The sequence below is a fragment of the Sulfurovum sp. MH2-6 genome (assembly GCF_058374785.1).
In genome coordinates this window covers 861,039-872,261 of sequence record NZ_CM178170.1, presented here as the reverse complement: position 1 = coordinate 872,261, position 11,223 = coordinate 861,039, and the positions used below count along the sequence as shown (strand labels likewise).

At 46.3% G+C, this 11,223-nt stretch carries 13 protein-coding genes; 11 read left to right on the top strand and 2 right to left on the bottom strand.

Annotation, left to right across the window (positions count from 1 at the left end):
- Nucleotides 1–179: 179 nt before the first annotated feature.
- From AC4JOV_RS04330 to AC4JOV_RS04310, 5 genes are all read left to right on the top strand, one after another.
- Complete coding sequence (locus AC4JOV_RS04330; RefSeq protein ID WP_229936371.1) at nucleotides 180–743, top strand: DUF2202 domain-containing protein; 564 nt, start codon at nucleotides 180–182, stop codon at nucleotides 741–743.
- Nucleotides 744–764: 21 nt separating this feature from the next.
- On the top strand, nucleotides 765–1,169 hold the full coding sequence (locus tag AC4JOV_RS04325) for a hypothetical protein (RefSeq protein ID WP_229936372.1): 405 nt from the start codon (nucleotides 765–767) through the stop codon (nucleotides 1,167–1,169).
- A gap of 118 nt (nucleotides 1,170–1,287) precedes the next feature.
- Entirely contained in the window at nucleotides 1,288–1,845 is a 558-nt protein-coding gene (locus AC4JOV_RS04320; RefSeq protein WP_229936373.1) for a manganese efflux pump MntP, read from the top strand.
- A gap of 170 nt (nucleotides 1,846–2,015) precedes the next feature.
- Entirely contained in the window at nucleotides 2,016–2,618 is a 603-nt protein-coding gene (locus tag AC4JOV_RS04315) for a hypothetical protein (protein ID WP_229936374.1), read from the top strand.
- Nucleotides 2,619–2,668: 50 nt separating this feature from the next.
- Nucleotides 2,669–3,181, top strand: coding sequence for a type 1 glutamine amidotransferase domain-containing protein (locus AC4JOV_RS04310; protein ID WP_229936375.1), 513 nt, complete (start codon nucleotides 2,669–2,671; stop codon nucleotides 3,179–3,181).
- Between the two features lie 93 nt (nucleotides 3,182–3,274).
- Here the strand turns inward: AC4JOV_RS04310 and AC4JOV_RS04305 are convergent, their stop codons facing one another.
- The gene (locus AC4JOV_RS04305) at nucleotides 3,275–3,766 is read right to left on the bottom strand and encodes a hypothetical protein (protein WP_229936376.1); all 492 of its coding nucleotides are present in this window, start codon (nucleotides 3,764–3,766) and stop codon (nucleotides 3,275–3,277) included.
- 269 nt (nucleotides 3,767–4,035) lie between these two features.
- Between AC4JOV_RS04305 and AC4JOV_RS04300 the strand changes: the two genes are divergently transcribed.
- Nucleotides 4,036–5,295 carry a 1-acyl-sn-glycerol-3-phosphate acyltransferase gene (locus AC4JOV_RS04300; protein ID WP_229936377.1) on the top strand — a complete coding sequence of 420 codons (1,260 nt, stop codon included), beginning with the start codon at nucleotides 4,036–4,038 and terminating at the stop codon, nucleotides 5,293–5,295.
- Here the strand turns inward: AC4JOV_RS04300 and AC4JOV_RS04295 are convergent, their stop codons facing one another.
- Entirely contained in the window at nucleotides 5,296–6,564 is a 1,269-nt protein-coding gene (locus AC4JOV_RS04295) for an MFS transporter (protein ID WP_229936378.1), read from the bottom strand.
- Between the two features lie 37 nt (nucleotides 6,565–6,601).
- On the opposite strand from AC4JOV_RS04295, the gene AC4JOV_RS04290 reads away from it, so the two are divergent.
- The 5 genes from AC4JOV_RS04290 to pdxH all read left to right on the top strand — a co-directional run bounded on the left by AC4JOV_RS04290 (nucleotide 6,602) and on the right by pdxH (nucleotide 11,206).
- Nucleotides 6,602–7,360: a glycerophosphodiester phosphodiesterase gene (locus AC4JOV_RS04290; RefSeq protein ID WP_229936379.1), complete on the top strand. Its 759-nt coding sequence runs from the start codon at nucleotides 6,602–6,604 to the stop codon at nucleotides 7,358–7,360.
- Nucleotides 7,361–7,512: 152 nt separating this feature from the next.
- Nucleotides 7,513–8,157 carry a DUF6928 family protein gene (locus AC4JOV_RS04285; RefSeq protein ID WP_229936380.1) on the top strand — a complete coding sequence of 215 codons (645 nt, stop codon included), beginning with the start codon at nucleotides 7,513–7,515 and terminating at the stop codon, nucleotides 8,155–8,157.
- Between the two features lie 94 nt (nucleotides 8,158–8,251).
- Nucleotides 8,252–9,199, top strand: a complete 948-nt coding sequence (locus AC4JOV_RS04280) for a YbgA family protein (RefSeq protein WP_229936381.1) — start codon at nucleotides 8,252–8,254, stop codon at nucleotides 9,197–9,199.
- Nucleotides 9,196–10,575, top strand: a complete 1,380-nt coding sequence (locus tag AC4JOV_RS04275; RefSeq protein WP_229936382.1) for a cryptochrome/photolyase family protein — start codon at nucleotides 9,196–9,198, stop codon at nucleotides 10,573–10,575. The genes AC4JOV_RS04280 and AC4JOV_RS04275 overlap by 4 nt, the downstream gene beginning before the upstream one ends.
- The gene (pdxH, locus tag AC4JOV_RS04270; protein WP_229936383.1) at nucleotides 10,568–11,206 is read left to right on the top strand and encodes a pyridoxamine 5'-phosphate oxidase; all 639 of its coding nucleotides are present in this window, start codon (nucleotides 10,568–10,570) and stop codon (nucleotides 11,204–11,206) included. The genes AC4JOV_RS04275 and pdxH overlap by 8 nt, the downstream gene beginning before the upstream one ends.
- The last annotated feature ends 17 nt before the right edge of the window (nucleotides 11,207–11,223 follow it).

Genomic DNA, 11,223 nt, shown 5'->3' with positions numbered 1-11,223 from the left:
GCCTGTTCTCTCCAAACCTAGCTCTTCAATGCCAATATAGTCATTGTACTACAATAGTCGTAAAAACATACATTCGGCTCTGTTCAAAAATCTAACACAAATCTAACACAAATTTAACACTTCCTTAACAAAAATAATCTATACTTATCATCCTTATAAAAATAACAAAAGGAAGAAGAATGGAAGTAAAAAACAGAAGAAACTTTTTATCCAAGGTAATGTTAACAGGTATCAGCGGTGCTGCACTGCTCTCAACTTCAGCATATGCGAAAGGTCCGAGAAGAAATTCTACAACAGAAACATTGACTGAAGCACAAAAAGACAAACTCTTTTTTATCTATCAGGAAGAGAAGGTAGCAAGAGATGTCTATATCACACTTGGCAATATCTATACAGATGAGAACACCTTCGCTTCGATTCAGCTTTCAGAGCAGAGACATATGGATGCAGCAAGAGGACTCTGTGAGAAGTACGGTGTGGATATCTCAGGTGTCGATGAGAGTCATGTAGGCGAATTTGTACTGCCTGTACTTCAGGAGCTCTACGATACGTGTGTCAGCACTGGGGAAGAGTCAAAACTGGATGCACTTAAAATCGGTGAGCTGATCGAACTTACAGATATCGATGATCTGGAAGAGGCTGCAAAAGGGATGCCGAGTGATGTGGTAAATGTATTTGACAATCTGAAAGAGGGAAGTTATAATCACCTCGATGCATTCCAAACAGCCATTGCAAGAGCCTAATACCAAAAAGGATCGTTTTTCATGCCAACCAAAGAGCCAAAAGATATCGTGATCGCTTACTATCAGGCACTCTACAGAGGTGACCTTTCGGAAGTGAAAACACTCATGGAGTGGAGATCATACTGTATGACGCTGGAGAGCTTCGGACTGAAGTTGGCACTGAAGGATCCGCTCTTCAAATCTCAACTCAAAGAGCTGGAAACGCCGGAGATTCTTCAGGAAGTAGAAACCAAGCTTTCCAAAGAATTGCTCTCACGGCAGAAAAATCCCCAGATAGAGATCACCTCAAACCTCGAGAATGGAGAGGAGAGACAAACGGTCCATTTCAAAGAAGATGGGAAAGATAAAGTGTTGTACTTCTCAAAAGAGGATGACGCATGGAAGATCGACTACTATGCCGGACGCAAAGTGAATACGGCAGAGTAATGGATAAAATAGATTTAACATCTTCCTGAAACACGATTAATATCCACCAGGCATTGGTTTCAACCCTTTTCTGAAAGCGAATCTGCTGTATGATTCGATCTAAAAAAGGCTCTAGAGTATGCTTGAACTTTTCATTTTGGCAGTGGCACTCAGTATGGATGCATTTGCTGTATCCCTTGGACTGGGAGCCAAACAGCTTACATCGGATACCAAAAAACTGGCTGTCAAAGTCGGACTCTTCTTTGGTTTTTTTCAGGGCTTCATGCCGCTTATCGGTTACCTTGCCGGAGTCGGCCTTTCAAGTTTTATCGAGTCGATAGACCACTGGGTTGCCTTTGTACTGCTTGCACTGATCGGATCAAAAATGGTCTATGAGAGTTTTGGTGAACCGGTTGAAGAAGAGGTCTCGGTCATTACCAACAAAGTCCTACTTATCCTTGCTATTGCTACAAGCATCGATGCTATGGCAGCAGGCTTTACCCTGACACTGATGGAGAGTTCCATCGCAACCTCCATTATCGTTATCACACTCACTACCTTTGTTTTCAGTTATGTCGGTGTTTTCATGGGTGCACGCGGCGGGGCATTTTTGGAAAGCAAAGCAGAACTTTTAGGTGGTATTGTATTGATCGGTATTGGTGCAAAAATCCTTATAGAGCATACGCTTTTAAGTTAAAAAAGCTTTACAATCACCATCCGAACTTCACCGTGCAACTCCTATTGGAGTTGCCATACTTTTCCCTACAAAGAGCCGCCCGACTTTATCTAAACATTAGCAGAATCTCATTATCATAACTATCACCGCACCTGATAAAGATCTGGTATGGTGACAAAGGAGAGCGTAGAATGAGCATCGATATCAGCAATATCGCACAGGAGAACCACCACTATGCGATACACCTGGCTACAGTTCAAAATGTCATTGGCTATAAAAACGGCTCTTTTGTGCTTCTTGATGCCTCCTTTGGAGAGAAACCTTTTGAAGTGGTCGATTTCTGGCGCAACCTCTCGCTTGCAACGGAAATACTGCTCAAAGCCTCTCTGCTCAAGCATCATATCCCTTTTTTCAGAAGAAGGGCCCATGGAGAATATGGAGAAAGGGTCACTGCAGATACAAATCCCTGGCTTCAAAAAACACTCGAAGAGATGCAGATCATCTATATTGCAGAGATCAATACGGGTACGATCAGTACCGCCCTGAGAAGTGCAGAGAGTGAGCTCTTTCCGAAGATCCCGATCGATCCCGAGCGTACAGCGCTGATCTCGAAAATGTTTTATATTATTATCCGTACCAGAAGAAACCGTAACAGCCATTTCTTCTTTCCCAACCAGGCACGCATAGATTTTTCCGAGGTGGAGATGCTCTTTCTACCGCTTTTAAACCTGCTTGAAGAGCTCTATAGCACTCCGCCTCTTCACCATCACTCTGAAAATACCATTTTGAAATAGAATCATGCTATACTGGAAACAAGATCTATAAAAGAGGTAAAGGAGAAAAAATGAAAGCTCTGATCATCAGTGCAGATCTTTTTGAAGACTCTGAGCTGACTGTACCTTTTCACGCACTTCTCAAAGCCGGTTTGGACATAGATATCGCTTCTTTTGAAAAGGGATGTATCACAGGAAAACACGGATTGCGACTGGAGGCACGCCTGAGCCTGGAGGAAGTGGAGCCCAAATACTATGATATCCTGATCCTGCCCGGAGGCAAAGCACCTTCCGCCTTGCGTAAAGAACCCAAAGCCCTGGAGATAGCCCGATACTTTTTTGAACAGGGTAAACCTGTGGCAGCGATCTGTCACGGACCGCAGATACTCATCTCGGCCGGGCTCTTAAAGGGACGGGAAGTCACGGGGTATCAAAGCATCAAAGAGGAACTTATAGAGGCCGGTGCCATCTATAAGGATGAAAAAGTAGTGATAGACAGGAACCTCATCACCTCCCGAACCCCGGAAGACCTTGATGAGTTCATGGGAGCGATCAGGAAGTGTTTACGAAAACTCTCCGGATAAAGGAGATTTGTACTCACTTCACCTTGTTGGACAATAGCACGCATCATCCGTTGGATAAAGTAGTGGGTATGGGAAACCTCCTATTTTATCTGCCTATCCCTCCTCTTGTTGAAGGCGGAATATCGTTACCTTCAAGGGGCCGCCTTGTTCAGGTTTTAAGGCGTGATTGTTCCAATACATCTTTTTCCAGTCATTGGCAAACAGATAGAGCTGCCGGTCCTCTAATTCGTTGACCTCCGGTGTTGCTCTCCAGATATGTCTATCCCCGATACCAAATGCCGTAGTGTCATCCTTGCCGATGTTCCCGCATAAAAGGAAAAACGGCTGCCATCTGATACGGTTGCAACAGGTCAAAGGGTTCCATCGCGGTCCCCAGCCGTTTGGACCGCACACTTTGAACCAATCTTTCCAGCAACCTTCGGCCAGGAAGAGATAGGCAACACCCGCTTCGACATCGATACCTGTAGGGAAGTTTGGATCGTGCGGGTCTACTTCTACCTCATTAAGTTTGACCGCATTGGAAGGAACCGTTTTGCTTCCGGTTTTATGGTTTCTGGTACATGGTGATTTTTCTTCTCTTTTCATCCGGGCCCCTCCTTGGAATATTCCCTCTTCTGCATACGCTATGTTTTTATTATAATCAATTTCATTTTATCAGATCATTAATCGCTCTATCAGAGACAAAAGAGGTGCACAGCATCCCTACCCCGACAATGACCGTTAAACCACTGCAATATCCGGTGTCGGAAGAACAGCTTTTTGGGGAGAAAAAGAATGGAATTCGTATTATCTTATCCCTTATAGAGTAGATCAAATGTCAAGTGAAATCAGCCAAAAAAAGATATCATAAGGGTATGAAGAGTCAAGAGAAGATCGATCTTTCCAGGATAGAACAGACCATAATGAAGATCTCAAAATTCGTGAAAGAGGTAGCGGTCTTTATCCATAAGGGTCAGCTCTTTGCAGCGATCTACCCCGATCTTGAAGAGGCAAAGAGGCGTAATCTGATACGTATTGAAAATGAGATCAGATGGTATGCCGTAGAGCTTTATAATATCAAGGCCGAAAGCGGCCGGAAGATCAAAGGGTATCAGATCGTCCGATCCCCGCTTCCCAAAAAGAACAACGGCGAGATCAACAGATCCGAACTTGAAAGCTTTTTGAGGGAACAGAGGTCACAGGAGCGGGAGAGCGAAAAGGAACCCGAAGATGAAGTCTACCAGACGATCAAAAGATTTCTCTCGACACTCACTGCAGAGCCTATCCTCCCCTCCTCGCACCTGGAACTTGACCTGCATCTTGACTCACTCAACTATATAGAGCTTTTCAGTTTCATCGATAAAAGCTTCGGGGTCACCGTCGATGAAGCCCGTTTTTCCCAGATGATGGTGATGCTTGAACTGAGCCGCTATGTCAGAGAGAAAAAAGAGAAACTCCGCTTTGCCTCTATCAGCTGGAGAACAATCCTTGATGAAAAGATCGACTTTGATCTTCACACTTCACCCTTGCCTATCCTGGTCTATAAAACACTCTTTTTACCGCTCTACAGACTCTACTTTTCATTGAAGATATCAGGCGTGGAGAAGATTCCCGAAAGACCGTGTATCATCGCACCCAGCCACCAGAGCATGCTTGATGGCTTTATCCTCGCCGCGGCCCTGCCCTACAGTGTGTTGAAGAGAACATTCTTCCTGGCTTTCGAGATGGTCTTCGGTACAAAGATAATGCGGCCGATCATACGGAACTCCCAAACCGTTCTGATCAATGTCAACAAAGACCTGAAAGCCTCCGTGCAGAAAAGTGCCGTCCCGCTCAGACAGGGACAGAACCTTGTGGTCTTTCCGGAAGGAGCCAGATCACGCGACAGGGAGCTTCTGGAGTTCAAAAAGTTCTTTGCGATACTCGCTATAGAACTTGATATACCTGTCGTTCCTACCGTCCTTGACGGTACTTTCGAGTCCCTGCCCGCAGGAAGACTTTTCCCAAGACCTTCCCCTGTGGTCGTCAAGTACCTGGATCCGATCTATCCGGAGGGGTTGAGCTATGAAGCGCTGACAGAGAAGGTCAAAGGAGCGATAGAGAAAGAGATGAAAAGAGATCCTCTGCAAAGATGATCAGCCAAGTGCGGACCTTACCTCTTTTGCTACTTTTTTCTCATCTACCCGCAGCAGCATGATCCCACCGACGATAAAAAAGAGCACAACCGAAATGATTCCTGCCCTCGAACTCTCTGTGAAGAGTGCAACCGTACCGATCAACAACGGTCCAAGGATCGCAGCGGTCTTTCCCAAAAAGTTGTAAAACCCGAAAAACTCCGCAGCATAGGCATCCGGGATCATCCGTGCATAGTAGGAGCGGCTCAGTGCCTGTATCCCTCCCTGTGCCAGTGCGATCATCACCGCCAGGAGGTAAAACTCATGTACCTCCTCCATGACAGCTGCCCAAAGTGTGATAATGAGATAGATACCTATCCCTAAGAGGATCGCTTTTTTCGTCCCCCACTTTTCGCCCAGTTTGGCAAAAAGAAGTGTGGCAGGAAAACCGACGAACTGAACGATCAGAAGTGACAGGATCAGGTGCTTTGGTTCAAACCCGATCGCCATGCCGTAATCAACGGCCATACGTATGATCGTATCCACCCCGTCGATGTAGAACCAATAAGCCACCAAAAAATAGACCAGTCCCTTAAACTGTACGACTTTTCTGATCGTCCCTTTCAGTCTCTGGTACCCCTCTGTAACAAGTCGGCCTGCGTTGAAATCATTGTCCGGTTTCTCCTCCTTGACAAAAAGAAAGAGCGGCAGGGAAAAGACCATCCACCATAAAGCAACAGAGAGAAAGGAGACCTTTACTCCCTCCTCCATACTCTCCAGACCAAAGAGTGCCGGGTTCTGAACCATCCATACATCCAGAGCAAACAGGATCCCTCCTCCCAGATACCCCAGTGCAAAACCGAGCCCTGAGACACGATCAAGTTCTTTTTCTCCGGCTACGGTAGGTAAAAGCGAGTCATAGAAGATGTTGGAGCCCATAAACCCTATATTGCCAATGATATAGACAAATACGGCTGCTTCCCATGCACCCTCACCGACGAACGAGAGTGCAGCACTCATCAAGATCCCCAGATAGGAGAAGAGGAACAAGAACCGTTTTTTCAACCCGCCGATGTCTGCGATAGCGCCAAGAAAAGGGGCCATCAGTACAATCAGAAAACTTGATATCGAGTTGGCAAACCCCAGCTGTGCCGTACTGACGGTAGCATCGACATTGGCGCTGAAGTACTCTTTGAAAAAAACGGGGAAAAACCCTGCGATGACCGTAGTAACGTAGGCGGAGTTGGCCCAATCATACAATGCCCATGCATAGATGCTTCTCTTTTTCATAGTTACATCATGACCTATTTTGGATAAAATAGAGATTATGAACTTTCTGGAACTCTTCAAAAAACCAAACCTGATCGCAGCCCACAGAGGCGACCGCTCGAAAAAACCGGAAAACACCTTGTCTGCCCTTGTCTCTTCTGTAGGAAAATGCGACTTTGCAGAGATCGATGTAGAGCTGACGAAGGATCTGGTACCGGTCATCCTCCATGATGAGACACTCGCCAGGACCAGCAATATCTCAGAGATCAAAACGTTTGAAGCGCGTGCCCCATGGAGAGTCTCAGATTTTACATTTCAGGAACTCCAACAACTGGACTTTGGAAGTTGGTTTGACGGCAACTATGAACCGCTCCTTACTTTGGAAAAGGCACTCACTTTTGCCAAAGAGGCACCACTCTTTTTAAATGTGGAGATCAAGGATATGTCAGAGACGTTCGCCGATTCGGTCGTCATTGAGAAGATCATCGCACCCATCAAGAAGACACAGAGTGCACAGTTGATACTGCTATCCTCTTTTTACCATCACTATCTTCCCCTCTGCAAAAGATATGCTCCCTCCATCCCCACTGCAGCATTAGAGGCAGACAAACATCAAAAGGAGCTCATCACTTACCTCCACACGCTGGAAGTGGATGCCTATCATCCTGCGGAGAAGATCGCGACCAGGGAGTTGGTAGAAAATTTAAGGGAAGCAGGGTTCTTTGTCAATGTCTATACGGTCAATGCCCCTTCGCGACAACAAGAGCTCTTCAGCTGGGGTGTCAACGGCATTTTTACCGACAATTTGGGAGAATAAAGTAGGATTCCTGCCATCTTTTTGCATTGAGTGTTAGCTGTTTGTTTATCCAAGTCCTTTTTGATGAAATAATTTATTATTTTTATCGTACAACATTTCACTATTAAAGGGTTCTTGAGATAAACTATACGGATATAAAGAGGTGGGAAGAGATGGATACAAAAACGTGGATGCTGGTATATTCTGACGGCAATGCAAAAGAGATCTTACAGTCACAACCCAAACTGAACCGTGAGATCTCTGTAGAACTGGCTAACACCCTTTTCCCTTCTAAAAAATTCATCCCCGTTGAAGACGGAAATCTGCTCTTTACAAGTCCACCCAAAAACAGACTCTATATCGGATCTTTCCCCGGCATGTCGATCATCTCTTCTGATGCTGTCGCACTGGACTATCCTTCACAGCTTCCCCACTCTCTGATCAACACCGATCTGGGAAACACACTCTATCTCTTTGCCATGCACAGTGTCGCTGAGTGGTTTGCCTATGCGATATGGGAAAACGGCAGACTTGTAAGATCGCTAAGTATATCCGGTCCTGACCGGGAACTCCTCGAGGATATCGGTCCCAAACAGCCCTTTGAAAAATTCTACTGGTCAGAAGGACATCCCCTCTTCAGTGATCCGGAGAAGGAGAACTACTCTCCTTTCAACTTTGACCCTTTGGATCTCGGGAATGCCGCACTCAATGAATATCTGGGCTACCGGATAGAAGGCGATAGCGACTCTTCACCGATTGATCCCCGAAAAATCCCGTTGGTAGGACTTCAGAAGCTGCCTTGGTGGAAGATATTATAAGAGCAAAAAAGTTCTCATGCTATTTTCATCTTTCTCTATCTCATCCCTACGAACCCTCTGATATTTTCACTATAATATAGGAAAAGGAGCCGTAATGTATATCGCTGTATCAGGATGCCTCTTAGGAGAGAATATACGTCACAACGGAGGACATAAACGTGATGGTTTCATTACCGATGCACTGGGTCACTATGCCGAGTTTATTTCATTCTGCCCTGAACATCTTGCCTTTGGAACCCCCAGGGACTCTATCAAACTGGTCAATGATCCCGACGGCATTATCGTGCAAAACAATAAAACCTCCAAAGATATGACAGCAGAACTCACCCAAACCTCAAAAGAGGAACTGGAGAGAATCGCGAAGCAGCCTCTCTGCGGGATCATACTCAAGTCCAAATCACCCAGCTGCGGTCTGGGGAGTACCATACTCTACCGGCCCAACGGATATGCCGAGAAGAAAGGGAGCGGTGTTTTTGCACAGATGTGTCAGAAAGAGTTTCCGCTCCTGCCTATAGAAGAGGAAGGCAGACTTCAGGACCCGTGGCTCAGGGAGAACTTTATCATGCAGCTCTTTGCCTACCATGATTTTGAGACCTTTAAAGCCTCTAAACCTGCAATGAAAGAGCTGGTAGCATTCCATCAAAGCTATAAATTCATGCTCCAGTCAAAAGATGATCAAAGCTACAGAGAGCTGGGGAACATTGTGGCAAACCGTTACGGAGAGGCGTTTGAAGAGCTTCTGGCTGAGTATGAAACGCGCTTCAAAGAGACCATTGCACACAAAAGCTCTATAGGAAAGACACGTAATGTACTGGAACATATGGCAGGCTTTCTCAAAAAATCGATCAGTGAGGTAGAGAAAAAGACCCTCCATGAACAGATAGAGGATTATGCGAAAAAAATTGTTCCGCTTATTACACCGCTAAGCACGCTTGATATGCTTGCAAAGGGATATGGCGTCACCTACCTGACAGGACAGAAGTTCCTTCACCCCTACCCCAAAGCATTGGCCCTCCGATCCGATATAAGAAGCGGGAAATGAGACGGATACTCTGGTTCAGGCGGGATCTGAGAGTGACGGACAATCCGCTGCTCTCTTTAGGCGGAGAAGTACTGCCGATCTTTATCTTCGATACCAACATCTTGGAGCCGCTTGCAAAAGAGGATCGACGTGTCACCTATATCTTCAACCGGCTCAAGCATCTCAAAGAGTCACTGCAGGGACTCGGACTTGACCTCAAGATCTTCTGCGGTGATCCTGTGGATGTCTTTAAAGTATTGGAGAGAGAGGGTTTTGATGAAGTGGCTGCCAGCGGGGATTACGACAGCTATGCCAGAGAGCGGGACAGACAGGTTTCGATGCTTCTCCCTTTCAACGCCCTGCATGATACGTATATCTTCAAAGCTGATGAGATCCTCAAGGATGACGGGACACCCTACCTCGTCTTCACCCCCTTTTACAACAGAGCCAGATCACTCTTCAGAAAAACACACCTCCATCACTACAGACCTGATGAGCAAACGCTCTTATCTGCACGATATGATGAGATCACCGAGATCAAAGGTAGTGCTGAAAGATCACTACCGCTGAGACTGCGATCACTGGGATTTGTTGAAAATAAGCCCGATATCCCAAGCCTTGAAGAGAAGCTGGAACTGCTGGGAGAGAAACTTAAAACCTATGCAAAAAAGAGAGACTACCCTGCCCTGAATGCAACCTCCAACCTCTCACTGGAGCTTCGTTTTGGAGTGTTAGGCATAAGAGAACTGCTGCATTTTCTGGTCGAGCAGAAAAAACGGGGCGTCGATACCGAACCTTTTTTAAGACAACTGATCTTTCGTGACTTCTATGCTTCTCTCCTCTACCATTTTCCGGACCTCTCGTGGAAGAACCACAGGTACTCTTTTAACGGCATAGAGGATCAGGAGAAGTTTGAGGCATTCTGTCAGGGGAAAACAGGAGTGCCGATCATCGATGCCGGAGTACGGCAACTGCTGCAGACAGGCCAGATGCACAACCGTGTACGGATGATCTGCGCTTCATTTTTCACCAAGGACCTGCTGCTGCCATGGCAATGGGGCGAGCAGTTCTTTGCCGAACATCTCCTGGACTACGATGCCGCATCCAATATCCTCTCATGGCAGTGGAGTGCAGGAACCGGCATCGATCCTCAGCCCTACTTCCGTATCTTCAACCCCTGGCTTCAATCCAAAAAATTTGACAGAGAGGCGATCTATATCAAGGAGTGGGTACCTGAAGTTGCGAATTTAAGTGCCAAACAGATCCATGATGAGACATTCATGCTATCATATCATATAGAGAACTACCCCAAACCGATGGTCGTCCACAAAGAGGCTTCACAAGAAGCACTGGAGTACTTCAAAAAGAGAGTGGGAAAAGGAGTGAACCATGCTTGATCTGCAGGATATGCGTACAGACTATATGAGAGGGAAACTCGATGAGAGTACCGTTCCCTCAGATCCCTATCTTCTCTTTGAACAGTGGTTCTCTGAAGCGGTCAATTCAGAGATTAAAGACCCCAATACCATGCTGCTTGCAACAACAGGAGAGCATGGACAACCGAATATCAGAGCCGTACTCCTGAAGCTTTTTGATGAAAAAGGCTTTGTCTTCTTTACCAACTACAACAGCGTCAAGGCCGAAGAGATCGCACATAATCCAAAAGTAGCCGTCGAGTTCCTATGGCTGGAGCTGGAACGTCAGGTACGCATCCTTGGAACCTGCGAAAAAGTAACGACAAGAGAGTCACTTTCCTACTTTATGAAGCGATCACGTGACAGCCAGATCGGTGCATGGGTGAGCGACCAGAGCAGCGTGATCACTTCACGTAAAGCACTGCAGATGCAGATCGTAAAGATGAAAGAGAAGTTCGCCAAAGGGGATGTCCCGCTGCCGGACTTCTGGGGAGGATACAGGGTCATACCCGAGCAGATAGAGTTCTGGCAGGGAAGACCCAGCCGTCTGCATGACCGTATCCTCTACACCAAAGAGGCAGAAGAGTGGAGGATCGAGCGTTTGGCTCCGTAAATACAATTTCATTCTTT

What these genes read in the sequence shown, in the direction of transcription:
- AC4JOV_RS04330 (WP_229936371.1), top strand. Translation starts at nt 180, where the DNA reads ATGGAAGTAAAAAACAGAAGAAACTTTTTATCCAAGGTAATGTTAACA.
- AC4JOV_RS04325 (WP_229936372.1), top strand. Translation starts at nt 765, where the DNA reads ATGCCAACCAAAGAGCCAAAAGATATCGTGATCGCTTACTATCAGGCA.
- AC4JOV_RS04320 (WP_229936373.1), top strand. Translation starts at nt 1,288, where the DNA reads ATGCTTGAACTTTTCATTTTGGCAGTGGCACTCAGTATGGATGCATTT.
- AC4JOV_RS04315 (WP_229936374.1), top strand. Translation starts at nt 2,016, where the DNA reads ATGAGCATCGATATCAGCAATATCGCACAGGAGAACCACCACTATGCG.
- AC4JOV_RS04310 (WP_229936375.1), top strand. Translation starts at nt 2,669, where the DNA reads ATGAAAGCTCTGATCATCAGTGCAGATCTTTTTGAAGACTCTGAGCTG.
- AC4JOV_RS04305 (WP_229936376.1), bottom strand. Translation starts at nt 3,766, where the DNA reads ATGAAAAGAGAAGAAAAATCACCATGTACCAGAAACCATAAAACCGGA.
- AC4JOV_RS04300 (WP_229936377.1), top strand. Translation starts at nt 4,036, where the DNA reads ATGAAGAGTCAAGAGAAGATCGATCTTTCCAGGATAGAACAGACCATA.
- AC4JOV_RS04295 (WP_229936378.1), bottom strand. Translation starts at nt 6,564, where the DNA reads ATGAAAAAGAGAAGCATCTATGCATGGGCATTGTATGATTGGGCCAAC.
- AC4JOV_RS04290 (WP_229936379.1), top strand. Translation starts at nt 6,602, where the DNA reads ATGAACTTTCTGGAACTCTTCAAAAAACCAAACCTGATCGCAGCCCAC.
- AC4JOV_RS04285 (WP_229936380.1), top strand. Translation starts at nt 7,513, where the DNA reads ATGGATACAAAAACGTGGATGCTGGTATATTCTGACGGCAATGCAAAA.
- AC4JOV_RS04280 (WP_229936381.1), top strand. Translation starts at nt 8,252, where the DNA reads ATGTATATCGCTGTATCAGGATGCCTCTTAGGAGAGAATATACGTCAC.
- AC4JOV_RS04275 (WP_229936382.1), top strand. Translation starts at nt 9,196, where the DNA reads ATGAGACGGATACTCTGGTTCAGGCGGGATCTGAGAGTGACGGACAAT.
- pdxH (WP_229936383.1), top strand. Translation starts at nt 10,568, where the DNA reads ATGCTTGATCTGCAGGATATGCGTACAGACTATATGAGAGGGAAACTC.